The 19,016-nt window shown below is 68.1% G+C and carries 15 protein-coding genes; 12 read left to right on the top strand and 3 right to left on the bottom strand.

What is annotated here, in order from left to right; all coding sequences use genetic code 11:
* Positions 1–14: 14 nt before the first annotated feature.
* Positions 15–1,331: a GTP cyclohydrolase II gene (locus NS331_RS04155; RefSeq protein ID WP_082702241.1), complete on the bottom strand. Its 1,317-nt coding sequence runs from the start codon at positions 1,329–1,331 to the stop codon at positions 15–17.
* 162 nt (positions 1,332–1,493) lie between these two features.
* Between NS331_RS04155 and NS331_RS04150 the strand changes: the two genes are divergently transcribed.
* A complete protein-coding gene (locus NS331_RS04150) occupies positions 1,494–5,204 on the top strand; it encodes a PAS domain S-box protein (protein ID WP_058640748.1) in 3,711 nt (1,236 codons plus the stop codon).
* A gap of 291 nt (positions 5,205–5,495) precedes the next feature.
* On the opposite strand, the gene NS331_RS04145 is transcribed toward NS331_RS04150, so the two are convergent.
* Positions 5,496–6,833, bottom strand: a complete 1,338-nt coding sequence (locus NS331_RS04145) for an MFS transporter (protein WP_058640747.1) — start codon at positions 6,831–6,833, stop codon at positions 5,496–5,498.
* Positions 6,834–7,012: 179 nt separating this feature from the next.
* Between NS331_RS04145 and cyoA the strand changes: the two genes are divergently transcribed.
* The 9 genes from cyoA to NS331_RS04100 all read left to right on the top strand — a co-directional run bounded on the left by cyoA (position 7,013) and on the right by NS331_RS04100 (position 16,246).
* Entirely contained in the window at positions 7,013–8,014 is a 1,002-nt protein-coding gene (gene cyoA, locus NS331_RS04140; protein WP_058640746.1) for a ubiquinol oxidase subunit II, read from the top strand.
* 61 nt (positions 8,015–8,075) lie between these two features.
* Positions 8,076–10,079, top strand: coding sequence for a cytochrome o ubiquinol oxidase subunit I (gene cyoB, locus NS331_RS04135; protein ID WP_058640745.1), 2,004 nt, complete (start codon positions 8,076–8,078; stop codon positions 10,077–10,079).
* Positions 10,072–10,704: a cytochrome o ubiquinol oxidase subunit III gene (cyoC, locus tag NS331_RS04130; RefSeq protein ID WP_058640744.1), complete on the top strand. Its 633-nt coding sequence runs from the start codon at positions 10,072–10,074 to the stop codon at positions 10,702–10,704. The genes cyoB and cyoC overlap by 8 nt, the downstream gene beginning before the upstream one ends.
* Entirely contained in the window at positions 10,704–11,126 is a 423-nt protein-coding gene (gene cyoD, locus NS331_RS04125) for a cytochrome o ubiquinol oxidase subunit IV (RefSeq protein WP_058640743.1), read from the top strand. Before cyoC ends, cyoD begins: the two co-directional genes overlap by 1 nt.
* On the top strand, positions 11,123–11,869 hold the full coding sequence (locus tag NS331_RS04120; RefSeq protein ID WP_058640742.1) for an SURF1 family protein: 747 nt from the start codon (positions 11,123–11,125) through the stop codon (positions 11,867–11,869). Before cyoD ends, NS331_RS04120 begins: the two co-directional genes overlap by 4 nt.
* Positions 11,866–13,227: an ATP-binding protein gene (locus NS331_RS04115; protein ID WP_058640741.1), complete on the top strand. Its 1,362-nt coding sequence runs from the start codon at positions 11,866–11,868 to the stop codon at positions 13,225–13,227. The genes NS331_RS04120 and NS331_RS04115 overlap by 4 nt, the downstream gene beginning before the upstream one ends.
* Entirely contained in the window at positions 13,224–13,787 is a 564-nt protein-coding gene (locus NS331_RS04110; protein WP_058640740.1) for a response regulator transcription factor, read from the top strand. Before NS331_RS04115 ends, NS331_RS04110 begins: the two co-directional genes overlap by 4 nt.
* A gap of 258 nt (positions 13,788–14,045) precedes the next feature.
* Positions 14,046–15,824 carry a nitrite/sulfite reductase gene (locus NS331_RS04105; RefSeq protein WP_058640739.1) on the top strand — a complete coding sequence of 593 codons (1,779 nt, stop codon included), beginning with the start codon at positions 14,046–14,048 and terminating at the stop codon, positions 15,822–15,824.
* 20 nt (positions 15,825–15,844) lie between these two features.
* Positions 15,845–16,246, top strand: a complete 402-nt coding sequence (locus tag NS331_RS04100; protein WP_440589366.1) for a DUF934 domain-containing protein — start codon at positions 15,845–15,847, stop codon at positions 16,244–16,246.
* A gap of 66 nt (positions 16,247–16,312) precedes the next feature.
* Here NS331_RS04100 and NS331_RS04095 read toward each other — a convergent pair whose 3' ends face one another.
* Complete coding sequence (locus NS331_RS04095) at positions 16,313–16,948, bottom strand: LysE family translocator (protein WP_058640738.1); 636 nt, start codon at positions 16,946–16,948, stop codon at positions 16,313–16,315.
* A gap of 277 nt (positions 16,949–17,225) precedes the next feature.
* On the opposite strand from NS331_RS04095, the gene NS331_RS04090 reads away from it, so the two are divergent.
* Both NS331_RS04090 and cysD read left to right on the top strand, forming a co-directional pair.
* A complete protein-coding gene (locus NS331_RS04090) occupies positions 17,226–17,879 on the top strand; it encodes a phosphoadenosine phosphosulfate reductase domain-containing protein (protein WP_058640737.1) in 654 nt (217 codons plus the stop codon).
* Positions 17,880–17,922: 43 nt separating this feature from the next.
* Positions 17,923–18,885, top strand: coding sequence for a sulfate adenylyltransferase subunit CysD (cysD, locus tag NS331_RS04085; protein WP_058640736.1), 963 nt, complete (start codon positions 17,923–17,925; stop codon positions 18,883–18,885).
* The last annotated feature ends 131 nt before the right edge of the window (positions 18,886–19,016 follow it).

Below are 19,016 nucleotides of genomic sequence, written 5' to 3'. Positions count from 1 at the left end.
GCCTTGTCCGGCCGTCATTCGTTCAGTCCTCTGCCGCGGGTGTTCTTCAGGTCTTCAGCGCCGGGCACCTTGCCCGGGGTGAAATAGCCGGCCGCCATCTTGGCGTCGATCTCGACGCGGGCATCGGCCGGGATCAGGTCGTCGGGGATGTTGACGCGCTCGCCCACCTCGATGCCCGAGCCGGTGATGGCGTCGTACTTCATGTTGCTCATGGAGACGAGGCGGTGGATCTTGCGGATGCCCAGCCAGTGCAGCACGTCGGGCATCAGCTCCTGGAAGCGCATGTCCTGCACCCCGGCCACGCATTCGGTGCGGGCGAAATACTGGTCGGCCGTGTCGCCGCCGACCTGCCGCTTGCGGGCGTTGTAGACCAGGAACTTGGTCACCTCGCCCAGTGCCCGGCCTTCCTTGCGCGCATAGGAGATGAGGCCCACGCCGCCGCGCTGCGCGCCCTGGATGCATTCCTCGATGGCATGCGTGAGGTAGGGCCGGCAGGTGCAGATGTCGGAGCCGAACACGTCGGAGCCGTTGCATTCGTCGTGCACGCGGGCGGTGAGCTCGACCTCCGGGTTCGTCAGGTCGCGCGGGTTGCCGAAGATGTAGATCGTCTGGCCGCCGATGGGGGGCAGGAAGACTTCGAGGTCGGATCGCGTGACCAGCTCGGGGTACATGCCGCCCGTCTCTTCGAACAGCACGCGGCGCAGGTCGGTCTCGGAGCAGCCGAAGCGCCTGGCCACGCCGGGCAGCCACCACACGGGCTCGATGGCGGCCTTGGTGACCAGGGCCGCACCGCCGGCCGTGAGGAACTTGCCGTCGGCCTTCAGCCGGCCTTTTTGCAGCGCGTCGATGACCTCGGGCAGGATCACATGCGCCTTGGTCACGGCGATGGTCGGGCGGATGTCGTAGCCGGCGGCGATCTCCTGCGCATACACATCGGACACCACCGCGCCCCAGGGATCGAGGGAGACGATCTTGCCCGGCTCGCCCCACTGCGGATAGGGGCCGATGGCATCCGTGGGCGAGGTGTTGGTCAGGTCCGCACGGTGCTCCCGCTTGAGCGCGCCGGCCGCCACGGCGAGGGCGCGGTAGACGCTGTAGCTGCCGCTGTGGGTGCCGATGACGTTGCGGTGCGCCCGCCGCGTGGTGGTGCCCACCACGGGCCCGCGCTCGGCCGGCGTGGCGGCATCCCAATGGATGGGCAGCGAACCCAGTCCGCCGGCATGGGAGGTCAGGCGGATGTGGTGGCGCTGCGAAGACGGGGCCGATGGGATGGCGGGAGACGAGGCAGGCGCGGCGGCCGGGGGAGACGTTGTGCTGTCAACAGGCGACATGACTGGCCCTCAAAAATGTCAATGTAGCGAGGGGTGTGCGGGCTGGCAAGCCGAGCGACAGGGGCCTGGCGCGTCCTGCGGCGCTTGGCGCTCGCCGGCATGTCGCGCGCATTCCGTCGGCACTGATGGTCTGGTTACGCTTTGCAATATAGTGAACCGGCCATGTCGTCGTCCAACCCTGCCAGCTTCGACACCGCGCACCTGCTCTGGCAGCTCCATGCGCCGGGCCTGGCCGCGCTGGCCGCCGTCGTGGCCTTGGCGGCCTGCGTGCTGGCGGTCCACCTGTCGTCCATCGGCTGGCGCACGGCGAGCCCCACCATCCGCCATGCCAGTGCCGCCGGCGGCGCCCTGGCCATGGGCGCCGGCATCTGGGCGATGCACGGCATCAGCATGCTGGCCTTCGCGCCCACGGCCAAGGCCGCGATCGGCCTGGGCCTCACCAGCCTGGCGCTGGCGCCGGCCATCGGCGCCTGCTGGCTGGTGATGCTGCTGCTGACCAGCCCGAATCTGGGCCGCGCCGCCATCGTGGCCGGCGGACTGGCGCTGGGGACCGGCATCGGTGCGACGCACTACGTCGGCATGGCGGCCTCGGCGGCCATGGCGTGGATGTACCACGAAGAATGGATCGTGCTGCTGTCGCTGGCCGCGGCTGCCGCCCTGGCCAGCACGGCGCTGTGGTTGTGCGTGCGTCTGCGGGCGCACCCCGGCATTCCGCGCTGGCAGGTGACGGCGTCGGCCGGCCTGATGTTCGGAATGGCCATCGTGGCGCTGCACGGCCTGGGCATGGCGGCGCTTCGTTTCGAGGCCGATCCGAGCCTTTGCACCAGCGCGGAAGAACACTCGCTGCTCGCGGCCAGCATCGGCGGACTGAGCGCCTTTGTCGCCCTCATCGCCGCCGGGCTGCATGTCGGGCTGGGCCAGCGGCAGTTGCTGGAGCAGCTGCGGCGCAGCGAATCGCGCCTGCGGGCCGTCGTGGACACGGCACGCGACGCGATCATCATGATCGACGATCAGGGCGTCATTCAGTCCTTCAGCGCCGCGGCCGAGCGGCTGCTGGGCTGGCAGCCGGCCGAGGTGGTCGGCCGGCACATCGGCATGCTGATGCCCGAGCCGCACCGCTCCGGCCACGACGCCTACGTCCGCCACTTCATGAAGGCGGGCCCAATGCCCGGCGGCGCCTCGGTGCGCGAAGTGGAGGCGCTGTGCAAGGACGGCCGGCGGATACCGACCCGCCTGTCGGTCGGCCGGGTCCAGCTGCACGACGAGGCGCTGTTTGTCGGCTTCCTGACCGACATCAGCGAGCGGCGGGACATGGAGCGATCGCTGCGCCACAGCGAGGAGCAGTTCCGCTCGCTGATCGCGAACATTCCCGGCACCACCTTCCGTTGCCGCCATGCGCGCGACTGGCCGATTATCTTCGTGAGCGATGCCATCGAGCGCCTGTCGGGCTATCCGGCTGCAGACCTCGTGGCCGGCCAGGTGAGGTATGCCTCGCTGATGCATCCGGACGACGTCCAGCGGGTGTGGGAGCAGGTCGGCGAGGCCCTCGCGGACGACCGGTCCTACCACATCGAATACCGCCTGCGGCACCGCGAGGGTCATCTGCGCTGGGTGTCCGAAACCGGCCGCGGCGTGCGCGGCACGGACGGACACATCCAGTGGATCGACGGCGTCATGGTGGACAACACCTCGCTGCGCGCCCGCAATGCCGAGTTCGAGAGCATCGTCCAGGCGATCGGCCGCGCGCTGTGCATGGTCGAGCTGGACCTCAAAGGCTGCATCCTGGACGCCAACGCGCAGTTCCTGCGCACCCTTGGCTACACGCTCGAGGAGCTGCGGCACCAGCCGCACGCGATCCTGTGCCCCGCAGCGGAGGTCGAAAGCCCCGACTATGCCGAGCGGTGGGAGCGGCTGCGGGCGGGCGAACTGCTCAGTGGCGAGTATGTGCGGCTGACCAAGGAAGGGCATGCGGTGTGGCTGCAGGTCTTCTACAACCCCATCCTGGATGCCGAAGGCCGGCCCTTCAAGGTGCTCAAGCTGGCCACGGACGTCACCGACCGCAAGCAGATGGAGCAGGCCTTGCGCGATGCGAAGGAACGCGCCGAATCGGCCGCCGCGGCGCGCAGCAGCTTCCTGGCCAACATGAGCCACGAGATCCGCACGCCGATGAACGCCATCATCGGCTTTTCCGACGTGCTGGCCGATTCGGCGCTCGATGCCACGCAGCGGCGGCACCTGGACACCATCCAGCAGGCCTCGCATTCCATGCTGCGGCTGCTCAATGAAGTGCTGGACACCGCCAAGCTCGAGAAGGGGGCCGTGACGCTGGTGGAGGAGAACTTCTCCCTGCGCCGGCTGTGCGAGCGGGCGATGGCCTCGCTGCGCATCGTGGCCGTGCGCAAGGGGCTGGATCTGGTACTGGACTATGCGCCCGAGGTGCCCTCCCATTTCCGCGGCGATGCCCTGCGCATCGAGCAGGTGCTGCTCAACCTGGTGGGCAATGCCCTGAAATTCACCCAGAAGGGCAGGGTGGTGCTGCGCGTGCGCCACCGCGGCGGTGAGCTGGTGCTGGAGGTGGAGGACACCGGCATCGGCATCGAACCCGAACTGCTCGAACGCATCTTCGATCCCTTCGCACAGGCGGACGCGTCAACCTCGCGGCGCTTCGGCGGCACCGGCCTGGGCACGACGATCTCGCGCCAGCTGACGCAATTGATGGGCGGTTCGATCTCGGTCAGCAGCGCGCCGGGACGCGGCAGCGTCTTCACCGTGCGCCTGCCGCTGCTGCCCGGCATCACCCCCGATGGCGCCGGCCCGGACGCCGCCGCGACGCCCACGCTGTTGCCACCGCTTGAGGTGCTCGCGGTGGACGACGTCCCGAGCAACCTGGAACTGCTCGGCATCGTGCTCGCGCGGGGCGGCCACCGGCTGACCGAGGCTGCTGGTGGGGAGCAAGCCGTCGATCTGGTGCGGCAGCAGCATTTCGACCTGGTGCTCATGGACCTGCAGATGCCCGGCACCGACGGACTGGCTGCCGCGCGCGCGATCCGCGCGCACGAACGGGCCACCGGCCGTGCAGCGGTTCCGATCATTGCCATGTCCGCCAGCGTGCTCGGCAGCGACCGGCGCGCGGCATTGCAGGCCGGCATGAGCGGCTTCGCCACCAAACCGCTGGATCTGCGCCAGCTGGAACGAGAAATGGGCCGCGTGCTTGGCCTGGCCGAGGCCTCCGCGTCGGCACCGGCGGCACGCGACCGTGCGGCCGCCGCGGCGGTGGACTGGGAACGGGCACTGCAACTCTGGCGTGAGCCGAAAGTGCTGCAGGAGTCGCTGGGACGCTTCCTTGTCCAGCAGCAGGACAGCCCCGACCGTCTGGCCGACGCGATCAACCGCCAGGACTGGCATGGTGCTGCGGGTTTGGCCCACCGTCTGGTGGGCGCGGCGGGCCACTTCGGGCTGACGGCGATCCAGGCGCTGGCGGAGCGGCTCCAGACAGCGGCCACCGACCAGGACGAAGCCCTTTGCCGGCTCTGCGTGGCGGAACTGCCGCATCGGCTCCACGATGCCGCCGAGGCCTTGCGCGACGCGCGTGGCGCTGCGCTGGCGGAAGCGGCTGCGGCCGTCGCTGCAACAGATGCAGGCGCGGACGACGGCTTCGCGGCAACGCGCACGGATTCCGCGCAGGCCCTGGCCTTGATCGACAGCGCCATCGCCATGCTCCGCGGCGGCGAATTGCCGGATGCGCCGCTGGCCGCATTGGCGGCGATATTGCCGGACACGATGCTGGACGACGCCAGGCTGGCCGTTGCCGACTTCGACTTCGAACGGGCCAGGGCGGCGATGGAGGCGTTGGCTGGACGGCTGCGTGCCTAGCGGCGGTTGCCGACTGGGCGCGTATTGACAGTGAGGTGCCCGACGCCTTCCCCGTCCATTTTGTCGGCAATGTGCGTTATGTCAAATGACCGTTCGGGCCTGGCCTGGGTATGGCGTTGGATGCTCACCCACCGGCGCGACGGCAAACGTCGCTCTTGACGCAGGTCCAAGCCACTCCGAGGCCGTCCTGGACCTGATCGCAGCACCCGATCTTCGGATTACCAACGAAAAAAGCGCCCGAAGGCGCTTTTCCGAACAGGCGAATCGCCCTGAGTGCCGACTGCGCGCTGCTCAGTCCTTCGACGACTCCAGCGTCTTGTTGATGTACAGCGCCACCAGCGTGCAGATCGCACCGGAGGCCAAATACACACCCAGAAATGCCAGACCGAAATGGGCCGACAGCCCCAGCGCCACCAGCGGCGCAAAGGCAGCACCCACCAGCCAGGCGAAGTCGGACGTCAAGGCCGCGCCGGTGTAGCGATAGCGGGCGCTGAAGTTCGACGTCACCGTGCCCGACGCCTGGCCGTAAGACAGGCCCAGCAGCACGAAGCCGATCAGGATGAAGATGTCCTGCCCTTCCGTGCTCTTTAGGAGCACCGGTGCCACCAGGCTGAACAGGCCGATCAGCGCGGCGAGCGTGCCGAGCGTGTTGCGGCGGCCGAAACGGTCGGCCAGCCAGCCGGAGACGATCACCGCCACTGCGGCCAGCAGGCCGCCCACGATCTGGACGCCCAGGAAGCTGGCGACCGGCTGGTCGGAATAGAGCTGGATCCAGGACAGCGGGAACACCGTCACCAGGTGGAACAGCGCGTAGCTGGCCAGCGCCGCAAATGCGCCGATGAAGATGTTGTAGCCCTGGGCGCGCAGCAGTTCCCCGGCGGGCGTCGGCTCCAGCTCGCGCTGCTCCAGCGCGCGTTCATACTCGTGGGTCACGACCAGGCGCAGACGGGCGAACAGCGCCACCACGTTGATGGCGAAGGCCACATAGAAGGGATAGCGCCAGCCCCAGCTCATGAAATCCTCGTGCGACAGGCTGCCGTACAGGTACATGAACAGCGCGCTGGCGATGACGAAGCCCAGCGGCGCGCCCAGCTGGCCCAGCATGGCGTACCAGCCACGGCGGCTCGGCGGAGCGTTCAGCGACAGCAGCGAAGGCAGCCCGTCCCAGGAGCCCCCGGTGCCCAGGCCCTGCCCGATCCGCAGCACCGCCAGAAGCACGATGGCCCAGTGACCGATCGCGTCATAGCTCGGCAGGAAGGCGATGCCGGCAGTGGACGTGCCCAGCAGGAAAAGCGCGATGGTCAGCTTGGTCGCGCGGCCGTAGCGGCGCTGGATGCCCATCGACAGCACCGTGCCGATGGGGCGGGCGATGAACGCCAGCGAAAAGATCGCGAAGGCATACAGGGTGCCCTGCAGACCATCCACAAAGGGAAAGAACAGCTGGGGAAACACCAGCGCGCACGCGATACCGAATACGAAAAAGTCAAAATACTCGGAAGATCGGCCGATCACGACGCCGACGGCAATGTCTCCGGGCGCGACGTCGTGGTCGTCCGCATTGACCTGGCGTGCGTCGCGCTCGAGGTCTCCGGAATGGATTCCGGCATGGGCCGGCGTCAGGCTGCTCATCGAAAGTCTCCCTTGTTTCGAGGAGCAACCAGATTACCACGCAAGCTTCGGGCCTCCGTCGGACAGAGCCGCTAGGACAAATTGTCCAATCGCCTACTTGGTCGTGCACCTCTAAAGTGCGCACTCTTGCCGCCGGTGCGCGAGGTGCCGGTGTGCGCGTTCCTTTCAGACTCGAGCGTATGCCTTCCATCAAGACATTCCGCGCGCCGGCGCTGCTGGCCATCACCGCCCTTCTGGCCGGCTGCAACACGGTGGTGCTCAATCCCTCCGGGGACGTGGCCCGTCAGCAGGGCCACCTGGTGATGATCGCCACCGGCCTGATGCTGCTGATCATCGTGCCGGTGATCGCCCTCACCCTCCTCTTCGCGTGGCGCTACCGCGCCGCCAACAAGGATGCGGACTACCAGCCCGACTGGCACCACTCCACCCGCCTGGAACTGGTGATCTGGTCGGCCCCACTGTTGATCATCATCGCACTCGGCGCCGTGACCTGGATCAGCACCCATACGCTCGATCCCTACCGTCCGCTCGACCGCATCGCGGCCGGCAAGCCGGTGCCGGCGGATGTCAAGCCGCTGGAGATCCAGGTCGTCGCGCTCGACTGGAAGTGGCTCTTCATCTATCCCGAGCAGGGCATCGCCTCGGTGAATGAAGTGGCGGCGCCGGTGGACCGGCCGATCCTGTTCAAGCTCACCTCGAGCACGACGATGAACGCCTTCTACGTGCCCGACCTCGCCGGCATGATCTACACCATGCCGGGCATGCAGACCGAGCTGAACGCCGTGATCAACAAGCCGGGCGTCTACCACGGCCTGTCCTCGCACTACAGCGGCGCCGGCTTCTCGGGTATGACCTTCAAGTTCCACGGCCTGACGAGCGACGACTTCGGTAAGTGGGTCGCCACCACCAAGTCGGGCGGCCAGAGCCTCACCCGTGCCGCCTACAACGACCTGGCCAAGCCGACCGAGCGCAACCCGGTGCAGCGTTTCGGCGCCGTCGATGCCGACCTGTTCTCGCGCATCATCAACATCTGCACGGTCGAGGGCCAGCGCTGCATGCACGAAGTGATGGCGCAGGACGCCCTGCGCGGCCGCAGCAAGGCGGGCGAAGCCGCTATGGCGGCCCTGCTGCCGCAGCAGGTCTGCACCCGCGAGACGCGCGTCGACCTGCTCACCAATTGAGCAACAGGAAGCCCGCCCACGAGGCCCGCCTCCCGGCATCCATTCGAAGAAACCAAGCCCTATGACTGAACCTTCTACCGCCGCGCCCCACTGGCTGCTGGGGCGGCTGACCTGGGAATCCGTTCCCATGGCGCACGAGCCGATCGTGCTGTGGACCTTCATCGCCGTCGTGCTCGGCGGCATCGCCGTGCTGGCGCTGATCACCAAGTTCCGCCTGTGGGGAACCCTGTGGCGCGACTGGTTCTGCAGCATCGACCACAAGAAGATCGGGATCATGTACATGATCCTGGGCATCGTGATGCTGCTGCGCGGCTTCGCCGACGCGGCCATGATGCGCCTGCAGCAGGCCTTCGCCTTCGGCGACAACATGGGCTACCTGCCGCCGCACCACTACGACCAGATCTTCACCGCCCACGGCGTGATCATGATCTTCTTCGTGGCCATGCCGCTGGTCACCGGCCTGATGAACTACGTGGTGCCGCTGCAGATCGGCGCGCGCGACGTGGCCTTCCCCTTCCTCAACAACTTCAGCTTCTGGATGACCACCGGCGGCGCCGTCCTGGTGATGATGTCGCTGTTCCTGGGCGAGTTCTCCACCGCCGGCTGGCTGGCGCTGTCGACGCTGGGCAACCAGAACCCCGGGGTCGGCCTCGACTACTACATATGGGCGCTGCAGGTCGCGGGGGTCGGCACCACGCTCTCAGGCATCAACCTGCTGGTGACCATCATCAAGATGCGCGCACCCGGCATGGGCATGATGAAGATGCCGATCTTCACCTGGACCTCGCTGTGCACGAACGCGCTGATCGTCGCGTCCTTCCCGGTGCTGACGGCCGCCCTGGTGCTGATGTCGCTGGACCGCTACCTGGGCACGCACTTCTTCTCCAACGTGTCGGGCGGCAACCCGATGCTGTACGTCAACCTGATCTGGATCTGGGGCCACCCCGAGGTCTACATCCTGGTGCTGCCGGTGTTCGGCGTGTTCTCCGAGGTGGTCGCCACCTTCTCGGGCAAGCGGCTCTTCGGCTACACGTCCATGGTCTATGCCACGGTCTGTATCACGATCCTGTCGTACATCGTGTGGCTGCACCACTTCTTCACGATGGGCTCGGGTGCGAGCGTGAACGCCTTCTTCGGCATCACGACGATGATCATCTCGATCCCCACGGGGGCGAAGATCTTCAACTGGCTGTTCACCATGTACCGCGGCCGCATCCGCTTCGAGCCGCCCATGCTGTGGACCGTCGGCTTCATGGTCACCTTCGCCATCGGCGGCATGACTGGCGTGCTGCTGGCCGTGCCCCCGGCCGACTTCGTGCTGCACAACAGCCTGTTCCTGATCGCGCACTTCCACAACGTGATCATCGGGGGCGTGGTGTTCGGTGCCTTCGCCGGCATCAACTACTGGTTCCCGAAGGCCTTCGGCTTCAAGCTCGATGCCTTCTGGGGCAAGTGCTCGTTCTGGTTCTGGCTGGTGGGCTTCTACGTGGCCTTCATGCCGCTGTACGTGCTCGGCCTGATGGGCGTGACGCGCCGCGTCAACCACTTCGAGGACACCTCGCTGCAGATCTGGTTCCAGATCGCCGCCTTCGGCGCGTTCCTGATCGCGCTGGGCATCGGCTGCTTCCTGATCCAGCTGGGCGTGAGCTTCCTGCGCCGCGAGCAGCTGCGCGACCACACGGGCGACCCGTGGCACGGCCGCACGCTCGAGTGGGCCACCTCCTCCCCGCCGCCGCAATACAACTTCGCGTTCACCCCCGTGGCGCATGAAGTCGATGCCTGGTGGGACATGAAACAGAACGGCTACAAGCGTCCGCTGGGCGGCTTCCAGCCGATCCACATGCCGGCCAACACGGCGGCGGGCGTGATCATCTCGGCCTTCTCGACGGTGTTCGGCTTCGCGCTGATCTGGCACATGTGGCCGCTGGCCGTGGGTTCCTTCGTGGCGACGATCGCCGCGACGATCATCCACACCTTCAACTACAAGCGCGACTACTACATCCCTGCGGAAGAAGTCTCGGCGACCGAGACCGCGCGCACCCAACTGCTGGCCCGTCATGTCTGATCTCGCGTACGCCACCGGCTCGGCCGGCGACACCCACGACCGCGCCTACCACCTGGCGCAGGACCCCCATCCGGAGAACGGCACGGCGCTGGGCTTCTGGCTCTACCTGATGAGCGACTGCCTGATCTTCGCAGCGCTCTTCGCGACCTACGGCGTTCTCGGCCGCAGCTATGCGGGCGGCCCGAGCGGTGCCGAGCTGTTCGACCTCAAGCTGGTGGCGCTCAACACGGGCTTTCTGCTGTTGTCGTCCATCACCTTCGGCTTCGCCATGCTGCAGAAGCAGCAGGGCAAGGTGAACGGCACGCTCGGCTGGCTGGTCATCACGGGCATCTTCGGCCTGTGTTTCCTGGGACTGGAGCTGTACGAGTTCCACCACCTGATCCATGAGGGTGCCACGCCGCAGAGCAGCGCCTTCCTGTCGGCCTTCTTCGCGCTGGTAGGGACCCACGGCCTGCACGTGACCTTCGGCACCGTGTGGCTGGTGACCCTGATGGTCCAGATCAAGAAGCACGGCCTGACGCAGGCGAACAACCGTCGCCTGATGTGCCTGTCGATGTTCTGGCACTTTCTGGACGTCGTCTGGATCGGCGTCTTCACCTTCGTCTACCTGATGGGAGTGCTGTGATGAGCGCCTCTGCCACCCACACCGCCAACCCTGCGCACGACGGCCACCATGCCGATCACCACGACGACCACCACGGCGACGCGGGGCCGCACAGCACCTTCTCCGGCTACATGATCGGCTTCGTGCTGTCGATCGTGCTCACGGCCATCCCCTTCTGGCTGGTGATGGCCGACGTGATCAGCAACCGCAACACCGCCGTCATCGTGCTCGGTGCCTTCGCGGTGGTGCAGATCATCGTGCACATGGTCTTCTTCCTGCACATGAACGGCAAGGTCGAGGGTGGCTGGACCATGCTGTCCACCATCTTCACCATCGTCTTCGTGGCCATCGCCATTGCCGGCACGCTGTGGGTCATGTTCCACATGAACACGAACATGATGCCGGCCCACGAGATGCAGCAGCACATCCAGCGCGCGCAATGACGCAGCGCCGCCGCGGTCTGGTCCTGGTGCCGGCCGCGGCACTTTTTTTTGTGCTGCTGATGGCGCTGGGCACGTGGCAGGTGTACCGGCTGGGCTGGAAGCGCGACCTGATCGCCCGGGTGGATGCCCGCGTGCACGCCGCGCCGATGGATGCGCCCGGACGCGCCCGGTGGCCGGCGGTCAGCGCCGAGGCCGATGAATACCGGCGGGTCCGGCTCGAAGGCCGCTTCCTCGCCGACAAGGAAGCGCTGGTCCAGGCCACCACCGATCTGGGTGCCGGCTTCTGGCTGCTGGTGCCGCTGCAGCGGGCCGATGGCAGCCTGGTGTGGGTCAACCGCGGTTTCCTGCCGCCGGAGGCCCGCGCGCCCGGCGCCCGGGGACGGCCCTCGCCTGAGGGCATCGTTCAGGTCGAAGGCCTGCTGCGGCTGACCGAGCCCGGCGGTGCCTTCCTGCGCCACAACGATCCGGCGGCGGGCCGCTGGTACTCCCGCGACGTCGCCGCCCTGAGCGCTGCGCACGGCCTGGAGGCCGCCGACACGGCGCCTTTCTTCGTCGACGCCCGGCGCGACCCGGGCCAGGCCGAGGGTTCCTGGCCGGTCGGCGGGCTGACCGTCATCCGCTTTCCCAACAACCACCTGATGTACGCCATCACCTGGTACGGCATGGCCCTCATGCTGCTGGGCGGGCTGGTGTACGCATGGCGGCGGGGCGCATTCGGCCAGGACGACAATCCGGCGCGATGAGCGCCCGTCCGACCAGCGTCCCCGCCTCCCCTGCCCTGCTCGCCGCCCGCGACCAGGTGCGCGCCCAGGCCGCGCGGGGCCTCGATGCCGCCACCGGCCGCAAGAACCTGCACCAGCTCATCCAGCTGCGCTGGATCGCCGCCTTTGGCCAGATCGTGACCATCGAGGTCGCGCACTACGGCCTGCAGCTGCCCATTCCCGTCGAACCCATGCTGGCCGTCATCGCCGGCTTGCTGGCCTTCAATCTGCTGAGCCTGCTGCGCTGGCGCAGCGGCCGGCACGTGAGCAACGGCGAGTTGTTCCTGGGCCTGATGGTGGACGTCGGCACGCTCACTGCCCAGCTGCACCTGAGCGGCGGCATCGGCAATCCCTTCATATACCTCTACCTCCTGCAGGTGGCGCTGGGCGCCGTGCTGCTGCGGGCCTGGGCCGTGTGGACGATGGTGGGCGTGGCCCTGGCCTGCGTGGTCGGGCTGGCGATCTTCAGCCGGCCGCTGCCGGTGGCACTGGACTCGCACCGCGGCCTGGGCAGTCCCTACCTGCTGGGGCTGCTCATCTGCTTCGCGCTCAACGCCGTGCTGCTGGTCGTGTTCATCACCCGCATCGGCCAGAACCTGCGTGAGCGCGACGCGCGCCTGGCGGCGCTGCGCCAGCGCGCGGCCGAAGAGGAGCACATCGTGCGCATGGGCCTGCTCGCATCGGGCGCCGCGCACGAACTGGGCACGCCGCTGGCCACGCTGGCCGTCATCCTGGGCGACTGGCAGCACCTGCCGCATTTCAATTCCGACCCCGAACTGCTGCAGGACGTGACGGAGATGCAGACGCAGGTGCTGCGCTGCAAGTCCATCGTCAGCGGCATCCTGCTGTCGGCCGGCGAGACGCGCGGCGAGTCCTCGGCCGTGACCACCGTCTGCCGCTTCCTGGACGACCTGGTGGCCGACTGGCGCTCCTCCCGCTCGGGCACCCTGCTGCTCTACAGCAACCGTTTCGGGCATGACCTGCCCATGGTCTCCGACTCGTCCATCGCGCAGATGATCTGCAACGTGCTGGACAATGCGCGGGAGGCCTCGCCGCAGCGCATCCACCTGCACGTGGGCCGCGACGACGATGCGCTGGTGCTGGAGGTCTACGACGAGGGGCCGGGCTTTCGGCCCGACATGCTCACCCGCCTGGGCACGCCATACCAGTCCACCAAGGGCCGGCCGGGAAGCGGGCTGGGCCTCTTCCTGGTGGTGAACGTGGCGCGCACCCTGGGCGGCCAGGTGGAGGCCACCAACCGGCCCGAAGGCGGCGCGGTGGTGCGCATCACGCTGCCGCTGTCCGCCGTGGCGCTCGCGCCCAAGGAAACGACCGAATGACCGACATCCTGCTGCCGGATACCGACGCCGACTTCCGCCAACTGCTGATCGTGGAGGACGACGACGCGTTCGCCCGCACCCTCGCCCGCTCTTTCGAGCGCCGTGGCTACGAGGTGCTGCGCGCGGGCAGCCTGGCCGAGGTGACCGCGCTGCTGGCGGACGAGTCGCCCACGCATGCCGTGGTCGACCTCAAGCTGCAGGGCGAGGCGTCGGGCCTGTCCTGCGTCCAGGCACTCCATGCGCATGACTCGGAAATGCTGATCGTCGTGCTCACCGGCTTCGCCAGCATCGCCACGGCGGTGGAAGCGATCAAGCTGGGCGCCAGCCACTACCTGGCCAAGCCGTCGAACACCGACGACATCGAGGAGGCCTTCGGCCGCGCCGAAGGCAGCACCGAGGTCGAGCTCACCCAGCGGGCCAGTTCCATCAAGACGCTGGAATGGGAGCGCATCCACGAGACGCTGGCCGAGACCGGCTTCAACATCTCCGAAACGGCCCGGCGGCTGGGCATGCACCGCCGCACGCTGGCGCGCAAGCTGGGCAAGCAGCAGGTGAAGTGAACGCGCGGGCGACAGCCCGGCCCCGCGGCAGCACGGCGGCGCCGCCGCTCCTAGAATCGCAGGTTGCCGTCCGGTGCGACGCAGCCGCTTATCCGGACGGGCCGCAAAAGCGCGCCGCAGGCCGCGCCGGCTCTGGCGCATAAGCTTATGCGCATAAGGCGCGAACCAGAAAATCGTTTGCATTCATAAGGACGGCCCCTAAAGTGCCGCCTTCGCGCGCGGTGTCCGTGCCGCGTGGCCGACTGCCTTCCACACACGATGTACCAATACACAGACTTCGACCGCCAGTTCGTGCGCCAGCGCGCCGCACAGTACCGCGACCAGCTCGAGCGCTGGCAGGCGGGCAGCCTCAGCGAGGACGAGTTCCGTCCGCTGCGCCTGCAGAACGGCTGGTATGTGCAACGCTACGCGCCCATGCTGCGCGTGGCCGTGCCCTACGGCGAACTCTCCAGCCGCCAGGTGCGCGTGCTGGCCCGCATCGCCCGCGAATACGACGAGCCGGAGGCGGAGGTCTACCGCCAGGCGCTGGAAACCCAGGGCGCCCTGGGCACCACCCACCTGCCCACCCACTACGCCCACTTCACCACGCGGCAGAACGTCCAGTACAACTGGATTCCGCTGGCGAAGAGCGCCGAGGTGATGGAACTGCTGGCCACGGTGGACATGCACGGCATCCAGACCAGCGGCAACTGCATCCGCAATATCACCACCGACGAGCGCGCCGGCGTGGCCGTGGACGAGGTGGCCGACCCCCGCCCCTACGCCGAGATCATGCGGCAGTGGAGCACGCTGCACCCCGAGTTCGCGTTCCTGCCGCGCAAGTTCAAGATCGCCATCACCGGTGCCACGGAAGACCGCGCCGCCACCGGCTGGCACGACGTGGGCCTCAAGCTGGTGAAGAACGACGCTGGCGAGGTCGGCTTCCAGGTGCGCGTGGGCGGCGGCATGGGCCGCACGCCCATCGTGGGCACGGTGCTGCGCGAGTTCCTGCCCTGGAACCAGATCATGAATTACCTCGAAGCGGTGATCCGGGTCTACAACCGCTACGGCCGCCGCGACAACCTGTACAAGGCGCGCATCAAGATCCTGGTCAAGTCCGAAGGCCAGGCCTACATCGACGACGTCGAGGCCGAGTACCGCGACGTGATCGAGCGCGACGGCGCCCCGCACACCATCAGCCAGGCCGAATTCGACCGCGTTGCCGCCTCCTTCGTGCCGCCGGCCCTGGCCGCCCGCGCGGGCCTGCCGGCCGAGCAGGCCGACGCCGCGCTGCGGCAGGCCGCGGCCCGCGAGCCGATGTTCGCCCGCTGGCTTCAGCGCAACGTGGCCGCGCACCAGAACCCGCAGCTGCGCGCCGTCACCCTCTCGTTCAAGCGCCGCGGCCAGGCGCCCGGCGATGCCTCGGCCGACCAGCTCGACACCGTGGCCGAGCTGGCCGACCGTTTCTCGGCCGGCGAACTGCGCGTCACCCACGACCAGAACGTGCTGCTGCCCTGGGTGCATGCCGAAGACCTGTTCGAGTTGTGGCAGGCCGCCCGCGCCGCCGGCTTCGCCAGCGCCAACGTGCACCTGCTGACCGACATGATCGCCTGCCCCGGCGGCGACTTCTGCGCGCTGGCCAATGCGCGCTCCATCCCCATCGCCGAGGCCATCACCGAGCGCTACCAGGACCTGGACGAGCTCGACGACCTCGGCGAGATCGACCTGCACATCAGCGGCTGCATCAACAGCTGCGGCCATCACCACAGCGGCCACATCGGCATCCTCGGCGTCGACAAGGACGGCAAGGAGTGGTACCAGGTCACGCTGGCCGGCTCGGACGGCTCCGACCTCAGCGGCCCGGCCCAGGCCGGCAAGGTAGTCGGCCCCTCCTTCTCGGCGGCCGAAGTGCCGGGCGTGATCGAAGCGGTGCTCGGCACCTACCGCGACACCCGCAACGCCGGCGAGACCTTCATCGACACGCTGCGTCGCGTTGGCCACGAGCCCTTCAAGGCGGCAGCCAACGGCGCCCGCTTCAAGGTCGAGGAAGCCGCCTGAGCGGACGGGAGCACAGCGCCATGAACAAGACCCTGAACATCCTCTCCGCCGGCCAGCACGAGGCCGAAGCCACCGCCGCCGCGGGCCGCGTGCTGCAGCTGCCCAACGACGCCGATCCGGCCGAAGCCGACCTGGCCGGCGTGACCCGCATCGAACTGCACTTTCCCAAGTTCACGGATGGCCGGGCCTACAGCCAGGCCTTCCTGCTGCGCCGGCGCCTGGGCTTCACCGGCGACATCCGCGCCACCGGCGACGTGCTGATCGACCAGCTGGTGCAGATGCAGCGCACCGGCTTCACCAGCGCCGTGCTCAAGGAAGGCAAGGACGTGGCCGAGGCCCAGCGCCAGTTCGACCGCTTCGCCGACTTCTACCAGGGCGACGCGGTGCAGCCAGCGCCGCATTTCGTGCGCGCCGAGGCCTGAGCCGGTCGGCGCCGGACGCCCGGCAGCGAAACCGGGCTCGTGGGCGATCGGCGTTGGCGGCCGCGTTCAGGCCGACTGCATGCGCAGCGTGACCGCGCCCGCGCCCACCATGACCGCGCCGCCCGCGTAGCCGAAGCGGCGTTGCGCGGCCGCGCTGGTCAGGCGGCGCGCCAGCAGCCTGGCCGCGAAGGCATACATGGCGGCGTTGAGCGTCGCCAGGCAGACGAAGGTCGGCAGCAGCACCAGGCTCTGCGACAGGAAGGTCTGGTCGGCCGCCATGAACTGCGGCACGAAGGCCACGAAGAAAACGATGCTCTTCGGGTTCAGGGCCGTCACCGCCCAGGCCGACAGGAAGCGGCGGCGCGCCGACTTGGGCGGCACCGGCAATTCGGCGTCCGCCGTGCCGTCGCGCAGCTTGCGTGCGCCCAGGATCGACTTCAGCCCCAGGTAGATGAGGTAGGCGCCACCCACGAGCTTGAGTACCGTGAAGGCCGTGGCCGATGCCGACAGCAGCGCGCCCGCACCGGCCAGCGACACCGCCATGGCGGTGGTGTCCCCCGTCGCCACGCCGGCGACCGTGCTCAGCGCCGAGCGCCCCCGGTTGGCCAGCGAATCGCCGATCACCAGCAGGATGGTCGGGCCGGGAATGAGAAGAATGAGGATGCTGGCGCCGACGAAGGCCAGCCAGGCGTGGAGCGTCATGGCAAAAAGGGGCTGAGTGGTTGGAACCGGCAAGTGAGCCAGCAACAGGCCCTTGCTGTCAATCGCGCAGACGTCCCCGGCCGCATGCAGCGTCAAGCCTTTATCTGGTGTCGCTGCCGAATCGCGTGCGGACCCGCATCAACAGCGGTGAATATGCTTATCCGCATAAAGCGCGAACAAAAAGATCGTTTGCTTTCATAAGGGCTCTCCCTAAAGTTCGGTCCCAGGGCGCTGCCGCCGTCGTCGCGGCAATGCCAGTCGAACCCGCGAGAGCCCCATGAACGCCATTCCTTCCCCAGCCCGGAACTCCACCGCCTTCGACCTCGCCGAGGTCAATGCCCGCCTGGGCCGCGATGCGCAGGGCCTGGTGGACTGGGCCATCGGCCTGCACCGGCCGGCCATCGTCACCACCAACTTCCGCCCCTTCGAGGCCGTGATCCTGCACATGGTGACGCGCGCCCAGCCCGACGTGCCGGTCGTGTGGATGGACAACGGCTACAACACCGAGGCCACCTACCGCTTCGCCGACGAGGTGACCCGCCAGCTCAAGCTGAACCTGAAGATCTACCTGCCGCTGCGCTCGCGCGCGCACCGAGAGGCGGTCGATGGGCCGACGCCGGCGCTGGACGATCCGCGCCACGCCGCCTTCACCGAAGAGGTCAAGCTGGAGCCCTTCGCCCGCGCCCTGCGGGAGACGGCGCCCCAGGTCTGGTTCACCGCGTTGCGCGCCACCGACACCGCCGTGCGTGCACAGATGGAGCCGGTGAGCCTCAATCCCGACGGGCTGATCAAGGTGGCGCCGCTGCTGCACTGGTCCTCCAAGGACCTGCACGAGTACTGCCAGGCCCATGGCCTGCCCAACAACTTCGACTACGTGGACCCGACCAAGGGCGAGGACAACCGCGAGTGCGGCCTGCACATTGCGCACTGATCCGAACCGTCCGCCTTCCGAATCCCTCTTGCCCTACAGACCCATGAACGCCCGCACCGACGCCGACCAGCTGCTGCCCGACGCCCTGGCTGCCTCTGCCACCGCCCGCCTGTCCAACGCCCACCTCGATGCCCTGGAGGAAGAAGCCATCTTCATCCTGCGCGAGGTGGCCGCGGCCTTCGAGCGGCCGGCGCTGCTGTTCTCCGGCGGCAAGGATTCGCTGGTGCTGCTCAAGTGCGCCGAGAAGGCGTTCGGTGCCGGGCGCCTGCCCTATCCGCTGCTGATGATCGACACCGGGCACAACTTTCCCGAGGTGACGGACTTCCGCGACAAGCGCGCCAAGGAACTGGGCGCCGAGCTGATCGTGCGCAGCGTCGAGGACTCGATGGCCCGCGGCACCGTGCGCCTGGCCCATCCGGGCGAGTCGCGCAACGTGCACCAGTCGGTCACGCTGCTGGAGGCCATCGAGGAATTCCGCTTCGACGCGCTGATCGGCGGCGCGCGCCGCGACGAGGAGAAGGCCCGCGCCAAGGAGCGCATCTTTTCGCACCGCGACGCCTTCGGCCAATGGCAGCCCAAGGACCAGCGCCCCGAGCTGTGGACGCTGTTCAACACGCGCCTGGCGCCGAGCGAGCACTTCCGCGTGTTCCCCATCAGCAACTGGACCGAGCTGGACGTGTGGCAGTACATCGAGCGCGAGCAGATCGAGCTGCCCTCGCTCTACTACACCCACAAGCGCGAGATCGTCGAGCGCCGCGGCCTGCTGGTGCCCGTGACCGAGTTGACGCCGGCACGCGACGGCGAGACCGTCGAGCTGCGCGACGTGCGCTTCCGCACCGTGGGCGACATCACCTGCACCTGCCCCGTGGCCAGCCTGGCCGCCGGCCCGGCCGACGTGGTGATCGAGACGCTGTCGGCCGAGGTCAGCGAACGCGGTGCGACGCGGATGGACGACAAGACGTCCGATGCCTCCATGGAAAAGCGAAAGAAGGACGGGTACTTTTAACCCACCCCCGTTGCTTGCTCACTTCGTGTAGCCGCCTCCCCCCTCGAGGGGGCACACCCAGCGGCCTGGCAAAGCCAGTTCCGCGGGTGTTCCCGACCTGAACCGCGCCGCCCGCTTGAACCTCTTAATGA

It is taken from the genome of Pseudacidovorax intermedius (genome assembly GCF_001476815.1).
Taxonomy (GTDB): Bacteria; Pseudomonadota; Gammaproteobacteria; order Burkholderiales; family Burkholderiaceae_C; genus Xenophilus; species Xenophilus intermedius_A.
The sequence above is the reverse complement of the archived record's forward strand: the minus strand, read 5'-3'. Positions and strand labels throughout refer to the sequence as shown.